A 26,022-nucleotide genomic window follows, 5' to 3' on the forward strand; every position below is an offset into this window, starting at 1 on the left:
CTGCGTTCCGGAATGGATCCCCGACACTCTCCAGTCGCTTCGCTCCCTCCGAGGTCGAGGATGACGGAGTTCCCTGGTCGTCTTCGCTCATCACCAGCGTCGATGCCAAGTGCCAACGGTCACAGTTAGCATCGATCATAAATGCAATCCGTCATCCTCGACCTCGGAGCGACCGCAGGGAGCGGAGAGTGTCGGGGATCCATTCCGGAACGCTGAAAATTCGACACGGTTCAGACCCGGCTTCGATCAGCAGAGCGGGTCCACGTCTCCTGAAAAAACAACCGCTCTGGAAATTTTTCACCGCGGAGCGATGAGTTTCCGCATCGCAGTGTCTCTAAGGCAATGACAGGCCCGGAAGGTCCGGGGCTGCATTCCGCAGAAGGACATTTGCAATGGCCAAGCTCGTCGTCAGCATCCTGAGCTCACTCGACAACTACTGCGCCGGCCCAGGTGGCCGGCTCGATATGCTGCCAATGGGGCCGGCGTTCGACGCCCACAACCTTGAACTCATGCGCAGCGCGGGCACGCTGCTCTTCGGTGCCACCACATTCCCCATGTTCGAAGGCTACTGGCCGAATGTCGATCGCGGTCCGGCCAGCGACCCGGTGCAACGCGAGATCGCCGAGCGTGCCGACGCCGCACACAAGCTCGTCGCCAGCGACACGCTGGTTGTGGCGAAAACGTCTCCCTGGGCCGGCGCCGAGGTGGTGAAAAGGACACGAGTGCATGCGCGGATCACCGAACTCAAGGCCCAGGCCGGTGCCGACCTGCTGATCTTCGGCAGCAGCGTTCTTTTCAACGACCTGCTTGCGCATGGCCTGGTTGACGAGTTTCACCTTCTGGTGGGCAACGTCGTCCTGGGCGGAGGCGTGCGTACATTCCAGCCCGGCTCGAGCGCGCCGTTCAAGCTGCTGGGCCAGCGCCGGCTCGCAGGCTCGGATATAGCAGCCTTGCACTACGACTGTCGGGCGCACTGACAGGTTGCTGGACGGTGGACACCGTTGCGCAGACAGGCCGGGGTGCTTTCCGCGGATTCGATCTTTGGCGACCCCGCCCCTTGGCAGCCGGTAACATTCGGGGACCGCGCTTCATCGTTTTTGATCGCATCGTTTGCCGGCGTGCCGGGATGCCGCAACGCCTGAAACCACCGGGCGTTGCGCCAATTCGTGGCCCTGGCTTCCGCAGACCGATAGCCGGCTCAGGAGTGAGACGGGGTTCACATCGCGGAGCGACGCACTAACTCGAACGGCGGAGCTCACGGAATGGGTACCGCATGAACACAGCCAAGAGTGGCCGAAACGGCGCTATCGATGCATTGAAGGGAGCAGGGATCCTGCTCGTCGTCTTCGGCCACCTGATCGAGAAGCCATCCGCGCAATCGATCCTGCTGCAGACGCTCTATACCGATATCTACGCCTTCCACATGCCGCTGTTCGTCTTCCTGTCCGGCATCTTCGCGCGCGACACGCTGAAGAGCCGCGACTACCAGAAGATCGGGTGGACGCTGTTCTTCCCGCTCGTCGTCTTCCAGCTCATCTATCTGGGCGCCGGCCGGCTGACCGACTGGTACAGCTATTCGCCACTGACGCCCTACTGGCTGCTCTGGTTCATCGCCAGCATGATCGGCTGGCGCCTGCTGCTGCCGCTGTTCGCCTCTCCGGTCGGGCTGTCTGTGGCGCTTCTCGGGGCCATCTTCGTCGGCTACGACGATGCCGTCGGCTATGCGCTGAGCGCTGCCCGGACAATCTATTTCCTGCCTTTCTTCGTGCTCGGCCATCTCTACGGCGCGCAGCTGGTGGCACTGGCCGGACGCCATCGCCTCGCCTTCTCCTGCCTGTTCGGGCTGTCCATGCTGGTGGTGACGGTGTGGTGGCTGAACGGCCTCGACGGCTCGGCGCTGACCGGAAGCCGCGACTACTCAAGTGCCGCGCCCTTTTCGGCCTATCCCGGGCTCGGCCGGCTGCTGGTGCTGGCGTTGAGCCTGGCCGCCGTGCTGGGCTTCTGCGCCTTGGTGCCGGGCCGTTCGACGGTGCTGGCCTGGTTCGGCGAGCGCTCGCTGTCGATCTATCTGGTGCACGGGCTGATCGTCATGGTCCTGGCCAGCAGCGGCGTGCTGGGCTCGGTCTCGCTGCCTGTCATGATCGGCGTTTCGATCCTGATCGCCGCGATCTCCGCGACGCTCGACACGCCGATGCGACGCCTGTTCAGCCCGCCGCCGAGGGGTTTGGTCACTTTCGGGGAGATGGCCGGCGGGAGCAAGGCGCGCTGAGTGGAGCGCCAAGTGCCACCGGTGACAGTTAGCGCCGGCGCCAATGAAGACCGTCATCCTCGACCTCGAAGCGACCGCAGGGAGCGGAGAGTGTCGGGGATCCATTCCGGAACGCTGAAGAAGGCGCTGCGCTGCAGATCCCAGTTCGCGTTCCGATGTCCTTCAGCACTCAGTGGCGGCGGGTGTATTCGTAGCGCACGAACAGCCAGGATTTGCCCGTGCCGTTGGCCATCATGACGTGCTGTTCCTTCAGCATGTGATCGACGTCGGAACTGGAAATCGCCATGTCGGAGACCATGAAGCGGCCTTCGACTTCGGTGCCGAAGCCGACAAAGCCCTGCGGTTCGAACTGGACGTCGATCTTGCCGTCCGTCGCGGGGCCGAAGCTGCGCGCCGGCATGATGGAGACGGGAAAGCGCGTGTCCATGGAGACATATTTCCAGCGCCCCTCGACCCGGTCGAAATTGAGATAGTCGATGCGGGTGAAATCGGGCTGGTTGCCGCCCGGCGCCGGCTTCATGATCTCCTGCAGGATCGGCCCGATCATGGTGCGTTCGGCCACCAGCCCGCGGGCGACGATCGGCTCTGCCCCCGGCGCCGGCCACAGGCTTGCGACGACATCCCACTGGCCGGTCTGCTTGGTCAGCATCTCTTCCAGGGGGCCGGGTTCCGACATGCGCTGGGCGGCGGTGGGCTCGTCGGCCGATACGGGGGCGCTGCCTGCGAACGAGAGGGCCGACGTCACGACAAGAAGGGCGATGAGGGGTTTGGGCATGAAGGTTCTCCTGCCTGCCCCGCCCTTTCGCATAGTGGACGTTCAGGTGCGGCGGTCAACCCGGTTTGTCGCGAGGCATTCGCATAGCTGTGCTTCTGCCGAGCCATTCCCTTCTGCGTTCCGGAATGGATCCCCGACACTCTCCGCTCCCTACGGTCGCTCACGAGGTCGAGGATGACGGACTTCATGTCCTGTCGCGGCTAACTGTCATCGTCGGTACCTGACGTGACCTTAGATGTCGTCACCGACGTTCGAGATTTCGCCGGAGCGCTCTTACCCTCGTCATCCTCGACCGCGAGAGGGAGCGCAGCGACCGGAGCGTGTCGGGGATCCATTCCGGAACGCTGAAGAAGGCGCGGCGATCCAGACATTGCCCAGGTCGTACCGGGTGACGTCGGCGATCACCCTGCGACCGGAAAACTTGCGCTCCCTGGACCGTGCCCCGCTGGAAACGCTACAGTCCCAGCGCGGCCTTGCGTCCGTCGTGGATGGCATAGGCGGCCTGGCGCGGCGCGGTGCAGTCGCCGATCGCGGTGAAGGCGATGCCGCGTGCGTCGAGTTCGGCGGCAAGGCTGTCCTCGGCCATGTTGGTGCCGGCGAAGACCAGCGCGTCCGCCGGGTGCTCTTCGCTCACTCCCGTCAGCAGCGATGCGATCGCGGCCGTCTTGCCGTCCCAGCGGACGACGGCGCTCTCGGTCAGGAAGCGCACGTTGAGCCTGGCCAGCGCGCGGCGCAGCGGGCCGTCGGCCGCCATGCGCTGCAGCTCCTTGCCGACGAGTGGATCAGGCGTCACCAGCGTGACCTCGTGGCCGTCCTCGGCCAGCCGCCAGGCGGTGCCGCAGCCCTTCCAGTTGCCGCCATCGTCGAGCACGATGACGCGCTTTCCGGGCCTCGCCTCGCGCGCCATCACGGCCTCGGCCGAAAGCACCGTGCCACCGCCGGGTATGGCGTCGAACTGCGGCAGCGCCCTCTGGAAAGCGCCGTCCTGCGGCTGGGAGCCGGTGGCGACGATGACGTGGTCGACGCCTTCCTGCGCGACATCGTCCGCCTCGACATACTGGCCGTAGCGGACGTCGACCTGGAGCTTTGCGAGCTGGCGCTGGTACCAGTCGATCAGGTCGATGATCTGGGCGCGGCGCGGCTGCATGCCGGCAAGCCGGAACTGCCCGCCGAGACGATCCGAGGCTTCGGCGAGCGCCACCCGGTGGCCGCGCTCGGCGGCGACGCGCGCGGCCTCCAGCCCGGCCGGGCCGCCGCCCACGACCAGCACGCGCCTGGGCCTCGCGGCCGGCGTGAAGCGGTCGCCGCCCCACTCCCATTCGCGGCCGGCCGACGGGTTGATGACGCAGCTGATCCAGTAGTCGCGCGAGCGCCGGCCCCAGCACATCTGGTTGCAGGACAGGCAGCCGCGAATGTCTTCGGCCCTTCCCGCGGCAGCCTTGTTGGCAAGGTGCGGATCGGCGATCTGGCCGCGCACGATGGAGACGAGATCCGCACGCCCTTCGCTGAGCACGCTCTCGGCGTTCTGCGGCGTGCGGATATGGCTCTCGGCCGTGACCAGGGCATGGCGCACGGTGGATTTCAGCACCGCCGCGAGGTCGGCGCCGAGCTTCTCCGGATAGAGGAAGGTCGGGATGATCTTGTAGAAGTCGAAATAGCTGCCGGACCCGCAGGTGACATAGTCCATGAGATGGTCGCGGTCGTGCCGGTCGACGATCTCGGCCAGCGCCTCGCGCTGCAGCGCCACCTCGACGTCCGGGTCGTCGTTGATGGCGAGGCCGACGATGAAATCGTCGCCGCATTCGCGGCGGATGCGGCTCATCACCTCGCGGCTCATGCGGGTGCGGTTCTCGAGACTGCCGCCCCAGCGATCGTCGCGCCGGTTCGACCACGGCGTCCAGAACTGGTCGAGCATCGAATGATAGGCGGCCCAGACCTCGACCCCGTCGAAGCCGGCCTCGCGGCAGCGCCGTGCGGCCTGGACGAAGCCGTCGATCGTTTCCTCGATGTCGGCCTCGGTCATGCGGTGCGAGCCGTCGGAATCGTGGTAGCTCGGCAGGCCCGACGGCGACCAGCCGGCATGGAACGAGTTGTCGGCATCGGCGTGCTGGCCGACATGGTAGAGCTGCTGGATGGCGACGGCGCCATTGCCCTTGATCGCCTCGGTCACTTTACGGAAATGCGGGACGACGCTGTCGTCGGACGGACGGAAATTGCCGCGGGTCAGCACCGCCGCCCGGTGCACGGGCATCGGCTCGACGACGACCATGCCGGCGCCGCCGATGGCGCGCTCGGCATAATAGCCGACATGCTGTTCGGTCGGCAGGCCGTCGGCCGCCATGTTCGCGGTGTGAGCGCCGAAGACGATGCGGTTGCGCAGCGTCTTTCCGCGCAACGCGACCGGCGTGAACAGCCGCCTGAATTCGGACATGGTTGCCTCCCTGGAGCGATGCGCGCCGGTACCCGCTGCGTGTGCCATGGACGAACAATCGAGGCTGGCCGTCAATGTGAACGAAATTCTTCGCTGGTTGAGCTGGAGGCAACCGAGCCAGGGCAATCGCATATGGCCGTGCCCATCCTTTTCTGCGTTCCGGAATGGAACCAGCTCCGGTCGAGCGGTCAATCTCGGAACGCGAACTGGAGTCTGCACCGCCGCTCCTTCCTCGACGTTCCGGAACGGATCCCCGACACTCTCCGCTCCCTGCGGTCGCTTACGAGGTCGAGGATGACGAGGTGAAGGGCGCGTCGGCTAATCTCGAACGTTGGTGATAACGCCGACGTTTGAGGCTGGCGCGGGATCATGAGCCGACCTGCAACCGTCTGGGGGACGCCAAGTGCCACCGGTGACAGTTAGCACCGGCATCCATGCAGCCCGTCATCCTCGACCTCGGAGCGACCGAAGGGAGCGGAGAGTGTCGGGGATCCATTCCGGAACGTTGGTGGAATGCCACGAACGCTGGCGCCGGCGAACAAAGTCAGAGCAGATGCCAGGCGATATCCTGCCAGTCGGGATTGCGTTCCTCGATCAGCTTGATCTTCCAGGCACGAGGCCATTTCTTGATCACCTTCTCGCGTGCGATCGCATCGACGACCAGGTCATATTCATCGAACCACACCAGCCGCATCGCGCCATAGCGCGCCGCGAATTTCGACCCTGTTCCGGTCTGATGTTGCAGAAGCCGGCCGGCAAGGTCCGACGTCACGCCGATATACAGCGTGCCGTTCTTCCGTGACGCCAGAATATAGACGCAGCCCCTTCGCCCCATTTCCCGATATTATCGGCAGCGGGGGACGGATTGAAGCCGGTTCTGGACCGTGTCGAATCTTTGTCGTTCCGGAATGGATCCCCGACACTCGCCGCTCCCTGCGGTCGCTTACGAGGTCGAGGATGACGAGGTGAAGGGCGCGTCGGCTAGTCTCGAACGTTGGTGATGACGCTGATGTTTGAGGATGGCGCGGGACAATCAGCCGGTCTGCAACGTCCGGGGGACGCCAAGTGCCACCGGTGACAGTTAGTGCCGGCATCCATGCAGCCCGTCATCCCCGACACTCTCCAGTCGCTTCGCTCCTTTCGAGGTCGAGGATGACGGCGGTAGGGGCGTGCCGGCTATTCTCCAACGCTGATGGTGACGCCAGCGTTGGAGATTGGTGCGGGACAATCAGCCGGTCTGCAACGTCTGGGGGACGCCAAGTGCCACCGGTGACAGTTAGCGTCGGCATCCATGCAGCCCGTCATCCTCGACCTCGTGAGCGACCACAGGGAGCGGAGAGTGTCGGGGATCCATTCCGGAACGGGGAGGAAGGCGCGGCGGTGCAGATCCCAGTTCGCGTTCCGAGATTGACCGCTCGCCGAAGCTGGTTCCATTTCCATCAAGGTTCCGGAATGGATCCCCGACACTCTGCAGTCGCTTCGCTCCTTTCGAGGTCGAGGATGACGGCGGTGGGGGCGTGCCGGCTATTCTCCAACGCTGATGGTGACGCCAGCGTTGGAGATTGGTGCGGGACAATGAGCCCGATCTGCAACGTCTGGAGGACGCCAAGTGCCACCGGTGACAGTTAGCGCCGGCATCCATGCAGCCCGTCATCCTCGACCTCCTGAGCGACCGCAGGGAGCGGAGAGTGTCGGGAATCCATTCCGGAACGGGGAGGAAGGCGCGGCGGTGCAGATCCCAGTTCGCGTTCCGAGATTGACCGCTCGCCGAAGCTGGTTCCATTTCCATCAAGGTTCTGGAATGGATCCCCGACACTCTGCAGTCGCTTCGCTCCTTTCGAGGTCGAGGATGACGAGGGCATGGGCGCGCCGGGCCAATCTCGAACATCGGGGGCATCAATCGAGCGCGATGCCGTCATTGCCCAGCAGCGGCATCAGCAGTGCGAAGAGCTCGGCCTGGGAGGAGATGCCGCAGCGCGCATAGAGCTGCTTGCGGAAGACCTTCACCGTCTGCGGACTGACGCCGAGATGAAGACCGATCGAAGGGGAAGAGTGGCCCTGCAGGATCAGCAGCGCCACCTCCGCCTGGCGTCGGCTCAGCCCGACGCCATGATGGCTCTTCATGGAAGCGATCAGGTTGTCGATGACCGATGTCGGCCTGCGCTCGCCGGCCGGGTGGACCTCCGAGGCGCTGAAATGCGCGCGCAGCAGCGACATCACGACGGGTTCGTGCTGCCGAAGCTGGTCTTCCGCCTTCGACGAGAAAAGCTGGTCGGAGGAACTGTCCTTGCCGAGCGAGACGGTGATGGTCGTGTTGTCGCCGACCGGCAACAGCACCGATATCTCGTCGATGATGCCGATGCGGCCGTAATACCATTTGAAATAGCGGCTGCGGCGGAACTGGTCCGGCGCGATGTCGAGCAGGCGATAGAGGCCGGGCGCGCCGCGCGTGAGATGGAAGTGGTAGACCGGATCGAGAAGATAGGCGCCCGGCAGATATTGCCTGGCGACAAAGCGGAACACGTCCGGTCCGCGCACGCTCCTGTAGCGTATGTCGGGCGCGTTGGTGCCGACGAAAACGATGACGATGATGTTGTCGTAGTCCATGCAGGAACGCAGGTATTCAGCCATCGCCGGGTAGAAATCGTCGCTTCCGACCCTGTCGATCGCTTGCGCCAGACTGCCGAAGACCGTCTTTGTCACCGAGAATACCCCGATGGGGGTATATACCCCCTTCAACTTGGTACTAATAGATTAGATCAAAAAAACAGGGGTATATCCAGTACCCGGGAATTCGGCGGCCCGCAACAGCCGCCGCGGAGAGGATGTCCGCGAGCGTGAAGAAGAAAGTGAACCATGATGCCATGGCGGCGGCCGGCTATACGGCCCCCTGGCACGCGCCTGCCGGCAGCGCGGTCGAGCTGCATCTGTCCACGGCGGCGGCCGTGCGGGATGTGCGCGTCATGCGCCTCGACGTTCCAGAGCCCAGGGCCACGGATTGGCCCGTCGAACGCCTTGGCGCCGCCCCCGGGCACGAGAGCATCGATCTCGGCTCCTTCCTGCGCGTCGGCGCGGCGCAGCTGGCAAGCGCCGGCCCTGTCGAAGGCGTCTCCTTCGAGGTCTTCCTGACCCGCAATCACGGTGAGCGCGCCATCGTCGAAACCGACAGCTTCGCGCTGACACTGGCCGATGACGGCCTGCGCCTCCGCCTGGGTGACAGGCTGCTGCTGTCGGGCGAGGCGCTGACGGCGCGCGACTGGCTGCGCATCGATATCGCGTCGACCGGCTCCGGCGTCGCGCTCGACATCACCGGCAGCGACCTGCTGGCCCCCTTCAAGCTGCATCGCGAATTCGATGCTGCGTGGAAAGCACCGGGACAGGACCTGCTGTTCGGCGCTGCGCATGACCGTCCGACGCTCAACGCCAAGTTCGCCTCGGTCGCGCTGCGCCTGTCGTGCGGCAGCGTCTCCTGGACGTTTCCGACGCGCCTGACCGAGGCGCCGCTGCTATCGTCCGGCGCAGCAGTGCTGGAACTCGAAGCGGTCAACCTGCCCACCTTCTGCACGACCTCGTCGCGCTGGAACGGATCGAGCTTCGATCCCCGGCTCGAGCCTTCCCACTACGACGCGATCCATTGCCATGACGACGACCTAGGCCCGCTGGACTGGCCGGCATGCTTTCGCACCGAGCTGCCGGGCGACGCCGCCTCCGGCGTCTACGCCTTCGAGATCGAGCACGAGCGCGGCAGCGAACAGATCGTCTTCTTCGTCGTGGCCGCGGCGCCGCGAAACCGGCTGCTGTTCCTGGTGCCGACCGCCACCTACCTAGCCTATGCCGATGAATTCCTGCCCGAGCACCTCTACGAGTGGAAATGCCCGGACCGCGGCCAGCAGTTCGCGATCGATAACAATCTGCGCTCGCTCTACGACTACCACAGCGACGCCAGCGGCGTGTCGATCTGCTCCTACAGGAAGCCCAAGGCGACGCTTCGCCCGGATTACAATTATCCGCTGTGCGGCGGCCCGCACAACCTGCCGGTCGACCTGCACTTCCTGCGGTTCTGCCACGCCAACGGCATCGCCTTCGACCTCACGACCGACCATGCGCTGCATGAGCGCGGGCCTGCCGGCCTCGAGGGCTACGCGGCGGTGATGACCGGCAGCCATCCCGAATACATGTCGGTCGAGATCGAGGACGCGCTGCGGCGTTTCGCGGCCGCAGGGGGCAGCATTGCCTATCTCGGCGGAAACGGCTTCGCCGGCAAGGTCGCCTTCAAGGACGACCTCATGGAACTGCGCCGTTCGCCGCTGGAAGCCGGCCGCACCTGGGACGGCCCGATCGCCGAACAGTCGCTGGCCATCACCAACGAGCCGGGCGGGCATCTGCGCGCCAGCGGACGCGGCGAATTCAGCCTGACCGGCGTGGCGATCTCGCTGATGGGTTTCGACCGAGGCAGGCCCTTCACCCGCACGCCGGCAAGCCGCGAGCCTGCCGCCGCCTGGCTGTTCGAGGGCGTCGGCCAGGACACGTTCGGGGATAGCGGCATCGTGCTCGGCGCTGCCGCCGGCTATGAGGTCGACGCCACCGACGCGCATCTCGGCACCCATCCCGACACGATGGTGATCGCACGCGCCGACGGCTTTCCCGACAGCTTCGTGCACGACGCCACCCGCTGGTACGAAGGCGGCGAGCCGGAGCTCGAGGGGCGGCGCTGCGCAGAGATGACACTGCGGCACCTGGCCTCGGGCGGCATGATCTTTTCGGCCAGTTCCGTCGCCTGGCTGGGCGCGCTGCCGGCCGAGGGGATGAACGACGTGGGCCGGATAACGCGCAACCTGCTGAACCGGCTGGGCGCGGCCCATGACGGGCGCGAGACATGACAACAACCACAATGGGAACAAGGACAGAACGATGAAGACCATCCGCAAATACACATTCGGCGCCGTCGCGGTCGCCGCACTTCTCGTCGGCGCGCTGACGGCGCCGCGCCCGGCCTTCGCCGAGGATCCGGCCGTGGAGCCCGGCGTGTTCAAGCTGGCGATCCAGCCCTGGCTCGGCTACGGCATGTGGTACATCGCCAAGGAAAAGGGCTTCTTCAAAGCCAACGGCCTCGAAGACGTCGAGCTCGTCAACTTCGTCGAGGACAAGGACATGGGCGCGGCGATCGCTTCCGGCCAGGTCAACGGCGACAACGAATCCATCCAGCAGCTGCTGGTGAAGGTGCAGGCCGGCGTTCCGCTGAAGGGCGTGCTTCTGATGGACGCCTCGACCAAGGCGGACGCGATCCTCGTCAAGGGCGACGACATCAAGACGCCGGCCGATCTCAAGGGCAAGCAGGTGGCTTTCGAGAAGGGCGCCACCAGCGACCTGCTGCTGAACTACATCCTCGAGAAGAACGGCATGACGATCGCCGACATCAGCGAACTGCCGATGCCCGCCGCCAATGCCGGCACCGCCATCATCTCGGGAACCGTCGGCGCCGCCGTCACCTATGAGCCCTACATCTCGACGGCACTGAACGCCGACAAGAGCATCAAGGTGCTTGCCGAGGCCGGCGAGGCCCCCGGTCTGATCAGCGACATGCTGACCCTTCCGGAGGATGTGCTCAAGAACAAGCCCGGTCAGGTGCGCGCGCTGCTGAAGAGCTGGGACCAGGCACTCGATTTCTACCGCACCAACACCGAAGAAGGCCGCGCCATCATCGCCAAGGGCGTCGGAGCCGAGCCGTCGGAACTCGCCAGCGCCTTCGACGGCGTGTCCTACTACTCGGTCGCGGAAAGCCAGGAAGCGCTGAACGGCGTCTTCAAGACGCAGACCTACCCGAGCATCGTGAAAGCAGCCCTCGCCGCCAAGATGATCGAGAAGGAGATCCCTTACGAAAACGCGGTCGACGCGAACGTTTCGGTAGGGAAATGACCCATGGTTGGCTGGGCGCCCGATAGTCGGGTGCCTGGCGATCCGGGCCAGCCGCCTCCCCGCAGGATAAAGACATCAACCCAGCCTCGCCCGGCTGACTTCTTCTGAAAGGGCAAGGCAATCGCATATGGCTACGCTTCGGCTGCGGCCATCCTTTTCAGCGTTCCGGAATGGATCCCCGACACTCTCCAGTCGCTTCGCTCCCTGCGAGGTCGAGGATGACGGAGTTCCCTTTTCGCCTCCGCAAATCACAAGCGTGGCTCCGACAGTGACAATGAGCGCCGGCAGTAAATGAAGCCCGTCATCCTCGACCTCGGAGCGACCGAAGGGAGTGGAGAGTGTCGGGGATCCATTCCGGAACGCGGAAGAAGGCACGGCGATCCAAACCCTGCTCCAAGTCGTGCCGAGTGGCAAATGCAATTGCCCTGCCTCAAGGGGGGGAGAGGTCAGCCGGCGCCGGCCACCTCTTCGCCCGGCGGGGAGAACGCGGTCGGGCCGGCCGTACGAGCAACAAGAATCGAGAGAATCCATGGACGCCATTGCAATCCACGACCTGAGCAAGCTTTCGCCGGCACGGCGCGCGGCATTGCTGGAGCGCACCGAAGCAGACCTCTCGACCTATATGCGCGATGTCGAGCCGATCATCCGTGCCGTGCGCGAGGACGGCGATGCCGCGCTGATCGACTGCGCGCGGCGCTTCGACGGCGTGGCGCTCACCACGCTGAAGGTTTCGGCGGAAGCGATCGGCGCCGCCGAGAGCGAGCTGGATCCCCGGCTGGTCGACGCGATCAAGCTTTCGGTCGAGCAGGTGCGGCGCTTCCACGAGGCGCAGATGCCCGAGGAACTGTGGCTCTCCGAGCAGACGCGGGGCGCCATGATCGGCGATCGCTGGACGCCGATCGACTCGGTGGCCTGCTACGTGCCGCGCGGCAAGGGCTTCTTCCCCTCCAGCGCCATCATGACCGCCGTGCCCGCCAAGGTGGCCGGCGCCGGCCGCGTCGTCATCGTGACGCCGCCCGGACCGGACGGCACGGCCGATGCGGCAACCCGCTTCATCGCCTCGCTCATCGGCATCGACGAGATCTACCTGTGCGGCGGCGCGCAGGCCGTGGCGGCGGCAGCCTTCGGAACACAGACCGTGCCGCGCTGCGCCAAGATCGTCGGCCCCGGCAGCCCCTGGCTGAGCGCTGCCCGCCAGATGCTGTCCAGCCGCATCGACCCCGGCAGCCCGGCCGGCCCGAGCGAACTGATCGTCTATGCCGACAACACCGTGCCGGCGGAACTCGCTGCGCTGGATCTCCTGGTCGAATCCGAGCACGGACCGGATTCGTCCGCCTTCCTGGTGACGGCCGACCCCGATGTCGCCCGCGCGGTGGCCGCCGCGATACCCGGGCTTTGGGAGAAGATGGGCGAATACCGGGCTGGTTTCTCGCGCGCCGTTCTCGGCGGCGACAAGGGCGGCATCGTGCTCGCCCCATCGATCGAAGCCGCCTTCGATTTCGTCAACGACTATGCCGCCGAGCATCTGGCCGTGCTCTCGACCGGCGCATTCGATCTCCTGCCGCTGATCCGCAATGCCGGCGAAATCCTGCTTGGCCCGCACTCGGCCATCCCGATCGCGAATTTCGTGCTGGGCCCGAGCCATGTGTTGCCGACAGGCGGCCGGGCTGCTACCGCATCCCCGCTTTCGGTGTTCGATTTCCTGAAACGCTCCTCGATAGCCTATATCTCACGCGCCGCCTACGAACGCCTGGCGCCGGCCGCCCGGGCATTCGCGCATTATGAAGGCTTCCGGGCGCACGAGAACGCCGTATCGGAAATCCGGGACGACATACTGTCCTCGGCTGCAATTCGGTGACAAAGACATGAGCGATCCAACCGTGAATAGCCCGCCATCAAGGACTGTCCGCCGTCGTAAATCCCTGTTCTCCATGAGCGCGGAGTTTTCGACAGCAACCTATGTCGCCATCGCCGTCTGCGCCTTCCTGCTGCTGCTTGCAGCCTGGACGATCGTTTCGGCGATCGGCCTGGTGCAGCCGATCTTCCTGCCCTCCCCGTATGCCGTGGTCGCCAAGCTGATCAAGCTCGCGCGGGACGGCACGCTGGGCAACGACGTCGCCATCAGCATCTACCGCATCAGCATCGGCTTCCTCATCGCCTCGGTGATGGCGCTCGGCACCGCGATCCTCATCGGCGCCTACCGCTTCTGGGAGGCGGCGATCGAGCCGATCCTCGATTTCGTCCGCTACATGCCGGTCGTGGCTTTCGTGCCGCTTTCGATCCTGTGGAGCGGCACCAGCGACGTGCAGAAGTTCCTGATCATCTGGATCGGCACCTATTTCCAGCAGACCCTGATGTTCAAGGACAACATCAAGCGCGTGCCCGCCGACTTCGTCGGCTTCGGCCGGACGCTCGGCATGAGCGACCTGCGCGTGCTGATGCGCATCGTGGTGCCTTCCGCCCTGCCGCAGATCTGGGACACGCTGCGCATCTCGCTCGGCTGGGCCTGGACCTGGGTGACGCTGGCCGAGCTCGTCGCCGCCAATTCGGGCCTGGGCTATCGCATCACCGTTGCCCAGCGATACCTGCAGACCGACATGGCCATCGGCTATATCCTCGTGCTGGGTGTGCTGGGCCTCGCCACGGACCAGATCATGCGCTTCCTCGGCCGGCAATTCTTCAAATACGAGAAGAGGACCTGAGATGGCGCCGCATCCCAAACTCAGCATTTCCGGCCTGAACAAGTCGTTCCGCGACGGCGCGGTCAAGGTGCTTTCCGACATCAATCTGGAGGTCGCCGACAACGAGTTCGTCTCGCTGGTGGGCGCCTCGGGCTGCGGCAAGAGCACGCTGCTTGCCACGATCGCCGGGCTCCAGGAGAGCGACAGCGGCGATGTCCTCATCGACGGCGCGCCCATCTCCGGCCCCGGCATAGACCGCGGCGTGGTGTTCCAGTCCTACACGCTGCTGCCCTGGCTGACGGCGCAGCAAAACGTGGAGTTCGCGCTGCGCGAGGCGCGCTACGATCCGAAGGAGATCACCGATATCGCCCGCCGGCATCTGGACCTGGTGAAGCTCTCGCGCTTCGCCGACAGCTTTCCCGGCCAGCTTTCGGGCGGCATGAAGCAGCGCGTGGCGATCGCGCGCGCGCTTTCCTACCGGCCCAAGATCCTTTTGATGGACGAGCCGTTCGGCGCGCTCGACGCCCTGACGCGCGGCCAGATGCAGGAACTGCTGATGCAGATCTGGCAGGAGCACAGACTGACCGTGATCTTCGTCACGCACGATGTGAGCGAAGCGGTCTATCTCTCCGACCGCATCTTCGTCATGGGCCTCAACCCCGGGCGCATCAAGGAAACTATCCCGGTCACATTCGCGCGACCGCGCGCCAACGGCGAAGGGCACGACCCCGAGCTGCTGGAGCTGCAGGCGCGCGTGCTGAGATCCATCCGCGAGGAAATCGTCGGCGACGAGGTCCATTGAGGGCGCGCTCGGCATAGTAGGCGACATGCTGGCGGGTCGGCGGATCCGCCATATTCGCCTTGTGCGCCAAAGACGATGCGGTTGCGCAGCGTCTTGCCGCGCACCGGTGTGAACAGATCGCATGAATTCGGACGTTGCCCTCCTGGAGCGATGCGCGCGCCGGTACCCGCGAAACCGTCTGCGCACGGCAAACGATCGTCACTCATGGAATTCCTCCGGTAGAGCTACAGGCTACCGAGCTGAGAGTGGCTGTTCACGGCCCCGTTTGGACCGCGAACATCAACTTCACTGGCACGTCTGGGGCCGTGAGCTATCAGGGCGAGTTCGGCGGATAGCTGCCATTCGGCCGCTTCCAAGACGTTCATTGTGCTTGATCACACGATCACAAACCGGACATTCTGCTCCGAAGAAAACCATGCCGCAGGGGTTGGGGATCAGGAAACTCTTCATTGGAGTTGATCCATTGATGACACCAGACGAATTGAAGGTCGTGCGTCGAGCTTATGCGAAGCAGATCACGGCGGCTGTTAGAATTGTCGATGAGCGTGTTGAAACAGCTTTTGCCGAAGTGCCGCGAGAGGATTTTCTTAGTCCAGGTCCGTGGCCAATCTTCCGGATGCGGAAAGCTTATGTTCCGACCCCGACAGCCGATCCGGTCTACCTTTATACGGATGAAATTGTTGGCATCATCCCCGAGCGCCACATCAACAACGGGCAACCGTCACTTCATGCCTTCCTGCTTTCGCGAGCTGCGCCGCGAGCGGGTGAGCAGGTCGTGCATGTTGGCGCTGGTGCCGGCTACTATTCTGCGATCATGGCGAACCTCGTTGGCGCATCTGGCAAGGTGACGGCGATCGAGTTCGAACCGGAGCTTGCCGCACGGGCGAAAGCAAATCTTATTCCCTATCGGAACGTTTCCGTGGTTCAGGGGGACGGCAGTTCCGTGGCTTTCGATTTAGCCGATGTGATCTATGTGAACGCTGGAGCAACCCGACCGGCGGATATCTGGCTGGACCGGCTCAATGATGGCGGAAGGCTGGTCCTCCCGCTTACAACCGATCTCGGATTCACCAGCAGCAATTGGAGCAACATGCATCTTCGAGGAGCGGTGTTCCTCGTGACGCGCAAGGGTGAGGAATTCCACGCGCAATGGATTTCGCCGGTGGCCATCTTCCCCTGTGAAGGAATGCGCGACGCGGAATCGGAAAAAGCGCTTGCGGCGGCATTCGAGGGCGGGGAGCACCAGAAGGTAACGCGGCTGTACCGCACTGATGAGATGCCGCCCGAACGATGTTGGGTTCGCGCTCCCGGCTGGTGCCTAGCCTATGCTTAGGCAACAGTCCCGCAATCATACCGTCGTGGAGAATCCAAAGTTTGCGGCAAAATCGCCGCCACTGATTTTCCATGGGATTTCTGTCGCAAAGTCAGGGGCGAAGTTCCGGTTTGGGGCCGCACGCGGACCGTCCAGTCATAGCAAAGTATCAAATTTAAGCTGCCGTTCGGCCCACGGCCTTATACAGGCGTGCAATCCTTCGCCGACAATATGCTTCACAGAGACGAAGTCATTTCGCAGCTACGTCGAGCCGTCTAATCCCCCCCCGAGTTCGCGGCTTGAATCTGGCCTTTCGCCGGATGTCTTCGCCAGAGGTAGGAATCGAAAATTCGAAGGAAGTTTTCGCAAAGACGATATCATCGATCTTGCGCTCCACTACTGCCTCCTGTTGCACGGATAGCGTGCCCCCAAAGACCTCTACTACGCTGTTTGCGACTGCTAGGCCTAAGCCCGTGCCCCCGCCTGAGAACCGAATCGCATTTGCACCACGGAAACCCCTTCGGAAAATTGCCTTCTGTTCATCTTCCTCAAGCCTAGGGCCAATTGAGCTTACAGCGACATGCGTCGAAGCGCCCACATCAGAAACATTTACAACAATTTGAGTAAATCTTGGCGCGTACTTTATCGCGTTTTCAATAAGCGTATATGGAATAATATCAAGTATATTCGGGCCATGAGCCAATCTGTATGATTCTCCATTCAGATTAATTTCGATTTTTTTGTGGCGAGCGGAAGCTCTAAAGCATCGAATAACCTTATCTACTCTAGAGTAAACCGGTATTGGCTCACGCTCAATAAATCTATCAACAGAATTTGCGAAATCTAAATAGTCGATTCTGACCTTAAGCATGGTTTGAGAAGCTATTACAGTTTTTATGTCTTCTAATGACTTTGATCGATCGCTCGCCAATATAGCTTTTTCGGCATCGATTGCTGAATGATAAATAGAACTTGAAAGATGGCGAAGGTCATGAACTAATGCAGTAAGTTCAAGTTCCGACTTTTTTCTGACATCAATTTCCCAACTTAAATGCCTGCGCAAATACCCTTCAACTTGGTCTCGGGAAAAATTGGGTTTGTATCCATGGAATTTCTTGTTGGGAGCGGAAACGTCGATCAGATATAGTCCCGGTAGAATGTATTTATTTCCGAGCTCATCGTCCTGAACAAAAGCCATGTAGCCAAATTCGGTCCTATGCCATCCAGTCCCTTTAATTGCGAGATACCGCGACAATCGATGACGATCGCACAATTCAGGGGGCAAAGAATAAAGAGCTCCGTTGTGATATTCGTGACTTCCACGAACGTCGACAAATATATGAGGAAAAGCCAGAAGCATCAAGAAAACACCAATGCAAATATGGCCGATGAAATAAGCCCTTGCACGATCGCTTTCGCATTTCCTCCGAGGTCAATTTTACCTAGGGTCTTTTTAACATAGGAGAAATCCTTGTCTTTATTCGCAATCGAGCGAACATAGGCGTCTTCTAACTCAATTATCCTTCGAATATCAATCTCGTTGTCAATGAGCCCCTGGCGGGCTACCAGCCACATCTGGTAGGGATCAACCACGGTGTGAATGATCTCATCAAGGCGCTCAACCCACTTACTAATATCCGCGTCTTTTTTAATGAATTCGTCGGCAACTTCCCTCGCTGCCGCAGATTCATTTGAATTCGCGCGAGCACCACTATATGCTACGACAAATTTCGTAGGATAGTTCCTTTTTATTTCTCCGATAATACTCGCTCCACCAATCGATTTATCAAAATTATTTCCAACCCCCATAAGATCACATAGGACAATATCAAAATTTTCAACTTCCGAAACCGATCTTAGATCAGGAAGTTCCGTGATATTGTACCCGTAAGAGGTTAGATTAGAGAAAGCCTGGAATTTTTCGTCATCTATGACGGCGATCCGCGCCGCCGCTCTAAGCTGCTTCTGCGGCTTAGACGATCTGGTAATTCGTGCGAAATCTCGCAACTCAAGAACTGAGCGATAGGAATTAAGCAACTTCGGCCACATAACACCCCCCGTTATTGACAGATGCCTTCTCCTCCTTACCAGAAGATACAACTCTTTCAACGAAGGTCATCTAATGCCTCGGTGAAAGTGCCGGTAAGTTTGGGTTGGGACCATGGCGGCGGTTTGCGCCCATTAGTGCTTACTTTTTAGCTGCATCGAAAGCCTTGACGTCGGCTTCATCCACCGGAATCGGAAAACCCTATCGGCCTCGACGACGTCGAGCGCGCGGTGACGGAACTGCCTCGGTTGGCGCGTTCGAATGCCGAGGCGACGGGGCACTACGTCAACCAGATCTTCCTCGGCGACGCGGCGGACCGTTTCGTGAAGTGCGCGCTGCCATAGCGCCGCAACCAAACGCTGCAGATAGACGGCTGCTTCTAGGATAGCCAACGCCTCATTTGAATGGCCGAAATGACGGCGCAAAGCTGCCGTTCGTTGCAAGTTGCCATGATCGGCACGAACACAGATAGCATTTTTGGCGATTATATATTTGACAAACCCAATGGCAGGTTGACGCTTTTTTTACCAATTGGTAAGATTCTCGTTAACTATGGATAAGTGCGCCCTGTCGAACCTGGCAACACGTGACTCGTGTATTCGCGGGCCGCTTGTGGCATGGCTAAAGGCGCAACATCCGGATGACGGTTCAACTGGCGTCATTCAAGAACTAAAAATGCCTCGGCCGTCTGCTCGGATCGATCTTGCTGTTGTAAATGGTGAGCTAGCCGGCTTCGAAATCAAGAGCGACGCCGATACGTTGAAGCGACTGCGTGTACAGGTGCCAGCCTTTTCCCGTTTCTTCGACCGCGTGAGCGTGGTGACCACGCGAAAGCATCTCTGCAAGACGGAGCGATGCGTTCCCGATTGGTGGGGCATTATCCTATATCAGGCTGATGATGAATTTCGCGTTCATCGTCGAGCTCGACAGAACCGCTGCAAAGACATACGAGCGCTGTTATACGCGCTTTCCAAGAGCGAAATTGCAGAACTGGCAAGCCGAGCCAGTTCTGCAATTCCGAAAGGAAAGAAAGACGCTATGGTGGAAGTCGTCGCGTACACGGTATCGCACCGTGTAATTTGCGATCACGCCAGAGACATTATTCGGCTAAGGGCGCAGGCTTAACCCTCACCGCCACCGCCCATGACTTCTTGCGCGTACCAGATTTGCCGGTGGATATGCATGTTGATTTTCGCGCCGTGCCAGAAACGCGCGGACGACACGCCAGCTATATCTCCCTTTGCCGCGTGCGCTACTAGATCACTACCCCAACAATCGTTTTTCCCATCATAGTTCGGATCGGCCGTAATGGCTTTCGACCCCTCAATCCATCCGTTAGCATCCTGGGAATTTGGGTGACGGTAGACTAGCCATTTCTCGTCCATCGGATAGACGACCTGCGCCCGCCAGTCGCCGGGCATATAAGTGTTTGTCTTCTTGATCCGGTAGTGCGCCCCGTAGTCGCCGTACAAGAAAGGGAACGTCTCGCTTGCTTGGCTCCACAATTCCCATGATGATGATTCGTAGAGCTTCGGCGTGCCATCCTGCGGATTTGTATATGAATCGTTCAAGCATACCGCAGAAAGATGAACCGCTTGTGCGGGGCCGACTTCTTCAAGAACCCGAGCGATAGCCGATTTCGCAAATTCCGCGCGCTCGGCAATTCGTTGTCGTCCTTGCCCGCAATCGACGATGAGTAAAAGTTGTGCGGCCGAATCGAGGACGGCGGCGATCTGCCCGATAACAGGGTAAATCGCTTCGCTCGTTTCCTGGGTGATCCTGATGGCAAGTTGCCCGACACCAACTTTCAACAGTTGGGCCGCTTGGCGCAAAATCGCTTTTCCCTGCGTCTCGGGATCAGTGAATTGTAGCACCGGAATCGCATTGGGGAACTTACTAACCAACTCTCTCCAGTTTGCGAAACCGTCACCTGTCGCGAGAGCCCACGTCAGGAATTTGTTGTAAGCGTCCTGCGCGGCTTGGAGTTTGTCCGTTTTTGCCTTGTCAGGGTTGTTTTTGGGAACAAAAGCTGGCGGTGCCCGGTCCTTCGAAAGGTCCAACAAAAAGGGTCGATCTTTGACTATCGCTGCGACTGCGGAGATCGTGTCTTCGAAAGGAGCTTCATATTTGACCTGCCCAAGTTCGAATATTGGCAGTATTGCATCCTTGTCGTCGTCACTTAACTCCCGGTATCCAATCTGCTCAACTTCGGTGCACTGGAGGCACGGGAAATAGTAGAACTGCGAGAAATCGATTTTTGGCATCCGATGACCCTCCGCTAGAATCGGTCATCATGATTATATCACAGTGTTACGGTACGTGATCACGTACCTAACGCTACAGCGCTACGCCAGCATTTTTCCTGTTAACGCAGGCCGCAGCGCTCCTAGGCCAACCCAGCCAGCCGCGTTATCTTCACTGCGAATGATTTGGTGATTTGCTCGTCATGAGCGGGGCCTTAGTGCCACCTGCCGGAGCAGCGTCGGTTCTCACCGCCGACAAGGGGGAAGTTATGCCCCGACCTTACAAAGCCGGCTAATCTTTGATCACCCCCACAGCTCGCTGTTCATGCGTCGGGCTGTCTCGCTGAAAGGCCGCCCGATGAACTTCTCGTTCGGCGAAGTGCTGCTTTGGTCCATGGTGTTCATCACCCTGCTGCTGGTGGCCGGCTTCTCCGTGCTTGCCGGTTGACCATGCCGCGCGCCCACTTTTCCAGGATTGCTGACACCATGGCACGACCGTCCGACTACACACAGAAAGTGGCAGACATCATCTGCGACCGGATCGCGGAAGGGCGAAGCCTGCGCTCGATCTGCCGCGATGCGGACATGCCGGACAAGGTAACGGTTTTACGCTGGCTGGCGCGACACGAGGACTTCGCCAGGCTCTATGGCCATGCACGCGATGCCCAGGCGGATGCGCTGGTGGACGAGATGCTGGACATCGCCGATGACGGCTCCAACGACTGGATGGAGCAGCGCAGCCGCGACGGTGAACTGACCGGCTGGAAGGAGAATGGCGAGGCGCTGAAGCGCTCGGCCTTCCGGGTGAGCACGCGGCAATGGATCGCCGAGAGGCTGAAGCCGAAGAAATATGGCAGCAAGGTCGCGCTGACCAATGCCGATGGCGGGCTGCTTACCGTGAACGTGATCCAGCGTGCCGCGCATAAACCTGCCGAATGAATGGACGCCGCGCGCGTATCAGGAGCCTGCCTGGCGATCGTGGCTCAATGGCTGCAACCGGCAGCTGCTGGTGTGGCACCGCCGGGCCGGCAAGGACGACATCAATCTGCGCATGCACTCCGTCGGCGCGTTCAACCGCGTCGGCACCTACTGGCACATGCTGCCGGAATATTCGCAGGCGCGCAAAGCGATCTGGGACGCCGTCAACCCCAACACCGGCAAGCGGCGCATCGACGAGGCTTTCCCCAAGGCTCTGCGCGAAAACACGCGCGAATCCGACATGTTCATCCGCTTCAAGAACGGATCGACCTGGCAGGTGGTGGGCTCCGACAATTTCAACGCGCTGATCGGCACGCCGCCGGTCGGCCTCACCGCTTCGGAATGGGCGCTGGCCAACCCGATGGCCTGGGCGTATCTGGCGCCGATCCTGGCCGAAAACGGCGGCTGGGCCTCGTTCATCTCGACGCCGCGCGGCAACAACCATCTGAAGTCGATGCTGGACCGGTTCCGCAACGATGCGGCCTGGTTCACGCAGGTGCTGACCGCGCGCGACACCGGCGCGATCAGCGATGCGGCGATCGAGGCGCAACGGGCGGAATATGAGGCGCTGTTCGGCAAGACCGTCGCCGACCTTCTGGTGGAACAGGAGTTCTTCTGCTCGTTTGCAGGTGCCACGGTGGGCGCTTATTGGGGCGCGGAGATCGCCGCAGCCGACGTGCAGGGGCGCATCGGCGTGGTGCCGGTGGACTGGAGCCAGCCGGTGCACACGGCCTGGGATCTCGGCAAGGCGGCGAACAACCCGATCTGGTGTTTCCAGGTGATCGACGGGCGGCCGCGCATCGTCGATTTCCACCGGCCTGAAACGGACGATTTGGAAGACTGGTGCCGATGGCTGGATGCGCGCGGCTATCACGGCAACGACTACGTGCCGCATGACGCGGTGGTGAAGAACTGGGGCGACAAGCGCACCCGGGTCGAGACGCTGAAAGCGCATGGGCGCAAGCCGAAGATCGTCACGATGGCCAGTGTCGCCGACGGCATCAATGCCGGGCGCGAGACGATCAAGCTGGCGGAGTTCCATCTCGGCCCGGACGAGCGGGGGCTGCGCATGCAGCACGGCATCGACGGGCTGAAGATGTACCGGCGTGCCTGGGATGATGATCGGAAAAGTTTTGTCGAGAGCCCGGTGAAGGACTGGGCCGAACATATCGGATCGAGCTTCCGCTATCTCGGCCTGGCCTGGCGCGACGTGGCGCCGGCGTATGTGGCGAAGCGGCAGGTGGACGGGCCGACCTATGAGGTGACCGCAACGGGTGTGGTGCGCGCCGACATCGGCGTGAAGGCCGCGGTCGAGGCGATGGTGCGACGGAAGAAGAGGATGGGTGGGTGATGCGGGGGTGCTTGCTCCAGATATCGCATGTGGCGCCATATCGTGGTTTGCACCGCTGCGCCTTCGTCAGTGTTCCGGAATGGATCCCCGACACTCTCCGGTCGCTTCGCTCCCTCACGAGGTCGAGGATGACGGGGTTGCTATGCGGTGCGCCAACTGTAGACGCTCGCACCAGCACCGACGCCCGCGCCAATGCCGACAGTGGCTTCACGGGTAGCTTGCACCGCTGTGCCTTCGTCGGCGTTCCGGAATGGATCCCCGACCGCCCCCTTCGGTCGCTCACGAGGTCGAGGATGACGAGGTTGCTGCGTCGTGCGCCAATCGCGAACGTCAACGCAGGCGTTAGTGTCGAGGCACCCGCCGACGCTGACAGTGGCTTCACGGGTGGCTTGCATCGCTGTGCCTTCCTCAGCGTTCCGGAATGGATCCCCGACACGCGCTGCTCCCTGCGGTCGCTTACGCGGTCGAGGATGACGTCTGTCATTTTCCGCCGACGCTGAACACGAATGCCGGCGCCATTGTCGACGCTAGTGTCATCACCAACGTTGGAGATTGGCCGGGACGCCCGTCCCCTCGTCATCCTCGACCTCGCAGGGAGCGAAGCGACCGGAGAGTGTCGGGGATCCATTCCGGAACGCTGGAGAATAAGCGCCGGCGCTCCCTTAGCCACCGCCACCGCAGGAGCCTGCTGACATGACGAAGAAGACCGATGCCGGCAAGGGTGCGGCGCTGCGCGAGACTGGCCGGAAGTGGCTGGAGCGCATCAAGGCGGCCGAAGCCGACGAGAAGACGTTTCTTGACGATGCGGCGGTGGCGAGCGCGGTCTATCGCGGCAAGGCTGCGCCGAAGAGCGATGGCTCTTCGGACACTGCGCCGTTCGATTTCAACATCCTGTTCTCGAATGTCGAAACCATCGTGCCGGCGGTGATCAACTCGGCGCCGGCGCCGGATATCCGCCGCCGCTTCGGTGCCGACGACCCGGTGGCGCGCGACTTCGCGCAATTGCTGGAACGGGCGATCTCCGTGCAGATCGACGACAGCCGGCTGCAGAGCGAGCTGGAAGCGATGGCGCAGGACGGCTTCCTGGCCGGCCGCGGCGTCGTGCGGCTGCGCTTCATGAGCGACTTCATCGGCGGCGAGACGAGCGATGACGAGTTGAGGGAAATTGCCGAGGCCGACGATGCGGGCGCGGAGGCTGGCGTGGACGACGCCGACCGCGGCGACCATGACGCCGGAAACAATGCCGGCGGTACCGCACTGGCCAGCGGATATGGCGCAGGAGCTAGCGCTGGCGGGGCCGGCAACGGGAGCGGTGCCGCGAACGCCACCGGGAGCGGTGCCGCAAGCGCCACCGATGCCGGCGGCGAGCGCCTTGCCAATGAACGCATCGTGTTCGAGGTGGTGAGCTGGCGCGACTATCGCCATGGCAAGGCCAAGCGCTGGGACCAGCGGCCCTGGGAAGCGTTCCGGCATACGATCGCCTGCGACGACTACGACAGCTTCGTCGACGGCGCACTGGCGGCGTTGCAGGCCGACGACACGCGGGTGTCGCTGCAGGCCGACGACAGCGGCGACAAGGACGATGCCGACCACGAGGTGTGGGAGGTGTGGGACCGGAAATCACGCACGGTGCTGTTTGTCAGTGCCGGCGACGGCAAGGTGCTGAAACAGGTGGCCGATCCGCTGGGCTGGTCCGGCTTCTTCCCGACGGCGACGCCGGTGCAGCCGATCGAGGTCAACGGCAATCTGGAGCCGGTCAATCCGTTCTCGATCTACCGCAAGCTGGCCGACGAGCTGGACACCACCACCAAGCGCATCCGCATCATCACAAGGCAGCTCAAGGTGAAGGGCTGGTACGGGGTGAGCCCGACCGACGTACAGGCGGTGCTGGAGGCCGACGACAACGAATTCGTGCCGATCGCCGATGCGGAGGTGTGGGCGAAGAATGGCGGGCTGCAGGCTGCCGTGCTGTTCTGGCCGGTGGAAAGGCTGATCGTGGTGCTGGCGCAGCTCTACGGCTCCCGCGACCAGACCAAGCAGGCGATCTACGAGATCACCGGCATTTCCGACATCGTGCGCGGCGCTTCCAATGCCGCCGAGACCTATGGCGCGCAGCAGATCAAGAGCCAGTGGGGCTCGCTGCGCATCCACAAGATGCAGCGCATGATTGAGCGCGCCTCGCGCGACCTGTTCGTGATGATGGCGGAGGTGATCCCGGCGAAGTTTTCGCCTGAGACGCTGCAGACCATGACCGATGTGCAGCTTTTGCCGACCGCACAGGATTTGACGCCGGTAGTGCCGAAACCGCTGCCGGCAGGGCTGCCGCCGCAGGCGATGGCGCAGGCGCAGCAGACGGCGTTGCAGGAGGCGAGCCAGGCCGAGGCGGCGCGGCAGAAGAAGCTGCAGCACCTGGCGGCGCTGAACGGGCTGATGCATGAGCGCGTCACCGCCGGCTACCGCATCGATGTCGAGACCGACAGCACGGTGCGCGCCGACGTCTCAAGGAAGAAGCAGGAAGCGACCGAGTTCATGACCGCCTCCAGCGCGTTCTTCGCCGCCGTCGGCCCGTTGGTGCAGCAGGGCGTGATGCCGGCCAACGCGGCGATCACCATCTACGGATCGTTCGCCCGGCTGTTCAACCTCGGCAAGGCAATCGAGGACGTTCTGGACGAGATGATCGCCAAGGTACAGCAGGGCGACGGGGAGCCGCAGGCGGGTGGCCAGGCCGATGCGGCGGCAGTCGCTGAGAAACGCAAGCAGGAGGCGGCGCAGCTCGACCAGCAGATCAAGGTGCAGAACGCGGAGCTGGAGCGGCAGATCAAGCGCGAGAACGCCTCGCTGGATTTGCAGATCAAGAACGCCGAGCTGCAGATCAAGAACGGCCAGCTGGCCGCCGTGCAGCGGCAGTTGCAGATGCAGCAGTTCGGGGTGGCGGGGTAGGCTCGCCTCTCGCTGAGTGGTCGGGCTGTTCTGTACCGCCGTGACTGCGTCGCCGTTCCGGAATGGATCCCCGACACTCTCCGCTTCGCTCCGAGGTCGAGGATGACGGACTTCATTTAGCGCCAGCGTCAACTGTCATCGTTGGCACCTGGCATCGCCCAGATTTGGATCTCGGCTAAAGTACTCATAGTCCCGTTCCAACCACGAACGTCGGTGTCATCACCAACGTTCGCGATTGGCCGAAGCGCCCTTACCCTCGTCATCCTCGACCTCGGAA

The 26,022-nt window shown here is 62.2% G+C and carries 20 protein-coding genes; 13 read left to right on the forward strand and 7 right to left on the reverse strand.

Annotated features, from left to right (window positions below):
- Positions 1–392: 392 nt before the first annotated feature.
- Together AO692_RS22450 and AO692_RS22455 are read left to right on the forward strand one after the other, a co-directional pair.
- Positions 393–977 (forward strand): dihydrofolate reductase family protein, encoded by a 585-nt coding sequence (locus tag AO692_RS22450; RefSeq protein WP_054312260.1) that lies wholly within the window; start codon positions 393–395, stop codon positions 975–977.
- A 296-nt stretch (positions 978–1,273) separates the two neighbouring features.
- Positions 1,274–2,269, forward strand: a complete 996-nt coding sequence (locus AO692_RS22455) for an acyltransferase family protein (protein WP_054312261.1) — start codon at positions 1,274–1,276, stop codon at positions 2,267–2,269.
- Between the two features lie 169 nt (positions 2,270–2,438).
- Here the strand turns inward: AO692_RS22455 and AO692_RS22460 are convergent, their stop codons facing one another.
- From AO692_RS22460 to AO692_RS22475, 4 genes are all read right to left on the reverse strand, one after another.
- Positions 2,439–3,044, reverse strand: coding sequence for a hypothetical protein (locus AO692_RS22460; RefSeq protein ID WP_054312262.1), 606 nt, complete (start codon positions 3,042–3,044; stop codon positions 2,439–2,441).
- Between the two features lie 454 nt (positions 3,045–3,498).
- Complete coding sequence (locus AO692_RS22465) at positions 3,499–5,475, reverse strand: FAD-dependent oxidoreductase (protein WP_054312263.1); 1,977 nt, start codon at positions 5,473–5,475, stop codon at positions 3,499–3,501.
- Positions 5,476–6,019: 544 nt separating this feature from the next.
- Positions 6,020–6,310, reverse strand: a complete 291-nt coding sequence (locus AO692_RS22470; RefSeq protein WP_054312264.1) for a GIY-YIG nuclease family protein — start codon at positions 6,308–6,310, stop codon at positions 6,020–6,022.
- A 1,061-nt stretch (positions 6,311–7,371) separates the two neighbouring features.
- Positions 7,372–8,178 (reverse strand): helix-turn-helix transcriptional regulator, encoded by an 807-nt coding sequence (locus AO692_RS22475; protein WP_054312265.1) that lies wholly within the window; start codon positions 8,176–8,178, stop codon positions 7,372–7,374.
- Positions 8,179–8,312: 134 nt separating this feature from the next.
- On the opposite strand from AO692_RS22475, the gene AO692_RS22480 reads away from it, so the two are divergent.
- The 6 genes from AO692_RS22480 to AO692_RS22505 all read left to right on the forward strand — a co-directional run bounded on the left by AO692_RS22480 (position 8,313) and on the right by AO692_RS22505 (position 16,207).
- Positions 8,313–10,355, forward strand: coding sequence for a N,N-dimethylformamidase beta subunit family domain-containing protein (locus AO692_RS22480; protein ID WP_054312434.1), 2,043 nt, complete (start codon positions 8,313–8,315; stop codon positions 10,353–10,355).
- Positions 10,356–10,386: 31 nt separating this feature from the next.
- Positions 10,387–11,391, forward strand: coding sequence for an ABC transporter substrate-binding protein (locus tag AO692_RS22485; RefSeq protein WP_054312435.1), 1,005 nt, complete (start codon positions 10,387–10,389; stop codon positions 11,389–11,391).
- A 529-nt stretch (positions 11,392–11,920) separates the two neighbouring features.
- Complete coding sequence (hisD, locus tag AO692_RS22490) at positions 11,921–13,249, forward strand: histidinol dehydrogenase (RefSeq protein WP_054312266.1); 1,329 nt, start codon at positions 11,921–11,923, stop codon at positions 13,247–13,249.
- Between the two features lie 73 nt (positions 13,250–13,322).
- A complete protein-coding gene (locus AO692_RS22495; protein WP_244483447.1) occupies positions 13,323–14,093 on the forward strand; it encodes an ABC transporter permease in 771 nt (256 codons plus the stop codon).
- A gap of 1 nt (position 14,094) precedes the next feature.
- Positions 14,095–14,874: an ABC transporter ATP-binding protein gene (locus AO692_RS22500; protein ID WP_054312268.1), complete on the forward strand. Its 780-nt coding sequence runs from the start codon at positions 14,095–14,097 to the stop codon at positions 14,872–14,874.
- A gap of 466 nt (positions 14,875–15,340) precedes the next feature.
- The gene (locus AO692_RS22505; protein WP_054312269.1) at positions 15,341–16,207 is read left to right on the forward strand and encodes a methyltransferase domain-containing protein; all 867 of its coding nucleotides are present in this window, start codon (positions 15,341–15,343) and stop codon (positions 16,205–16,207) included.
- Between the two features lie 229 nt (positions 16,208–16,436).
- Here AO692_RS22505 and AO692_RS32385 read toward each other — a convergent pair whose 3' ends face one another.
- Positions 16,437–17,384 (reverse strand): HAMP domain-containing sensor histidine kinase, encoded by a 948-nt coding sequence (locus tag AO692_RS32385; protein ID WP_161808114.1) that lies wholly within the window; start codon positions 17,382–17,384, stop codon positions 16,437–16,439.
- Positions 17,385–17,545: 161 nt separating this feature from the next.
- Positions 17,546–18,235 carry a hypothetical protein gene (locus tag AO692_RS22510; protein ID WP_054312270.1) on the reverse strand — a complete coding sequence of 230 codons (690 nt, stop codon included), beginning with the start codon at positions 18,233–18,235 and terminating at the stop codon, positions 17,546–17,548.
- 550 nt (positions 18,236–18,785) lie between these two features.
- Between AO692_RS22510 and AO692_RS32900 the strand changes: the two genes are divergently transcribed.
- Entirely contained in the window at positions 18,786–19,358 is a 573-nt protein-coding gene (locus tag AO692_RS32900; RefSeq protein ID WP_152979932.1) for a sce7726 family protein, read from the forward strand.
- Here AO692_RS32900 and AO692_RS22520 read toward each other — a convergent pair.
- Positions 19,355–20,497 (reverse strand): hypothetical protein, encoded by a 1,143-nt coding sequence (locus AO692_RS22520; RefSeq protein WP_054312272.1) that lies wholly within the window; start codon positions 20,495–20,497, stop codon positions 19,355–19,357. The genes AO692_RS32900 and AO692_RS22520 overlap by 4 nt on opposite strands.
- A gap of 304 nt (positions 20,498–20,801) precedes the next feature.
- Between AO692_RS22520 and AO692_RS33900 the strand changes: the two genes are divergently transcribed.
- The 4 genes from AO692_RS33900 (at position 20,802) to AO692_RS22540 (ending at position 25,745) form a co-directional block, all read left to right on the forward strand.
- A complete protein-coding gene (locus tag AO692_RS33900; protein WP_280138653.1) occupies positions 20,802–20,924 on the forward strand; it encodes a hypothetical protein in 123 nt (40 codons plus the stop codon).
- A 38-nt stretch (positions 20,925–20,962) separates the two neighbouring features.
- Positions 20,963–21,415 carry a hypothetical protein gene (locus AO692_RS22525; protein ID WP_054312436.1) on the forward strand — a complete coding sequence of 151 codons (453 nt, stop codon included), beginning with the start codon at positions 20,963–20,965 and terminating at the stop codon, positions 21,413–21,415.
- Positions 21,390–22,805: a hypothetical protein gene (locus AO692_RS22530; RefSeq protein WP_054312273.1), complete on the forward strand. Its 1,416-nt coding sequence runs from the start codon at positions 21,390–21,392 to the stop codon at positions 22,803–22,805. Before AO692_RS22525 ends, AO692_RS22530 begins: the two co-directional genes overlap by 26 nt.
- Before the next feature lie 693 nt (positions 22,806–23,498).
- Complete coding sequence (locus AO692_RS22540) at positions 23,499–25,745, forward strand: hypothetical protein (protein WP_054312275.1); 2,247 nt, start codon at positions 23,499–23,501, stop codon at positions 25,743–25,745.
- Positions 25,746–26,022: the final 277 nt, after the last annotated feature.

The organism is Mesorhizobium sp. 1M-11, from assembly GCF_001303895.1.
Classification (GTDB): Bacteria; Pseudomonadota; Alphaproteobacteria; order Rhizobiales; family Rhizobiaceae; genus Mesorhizobium.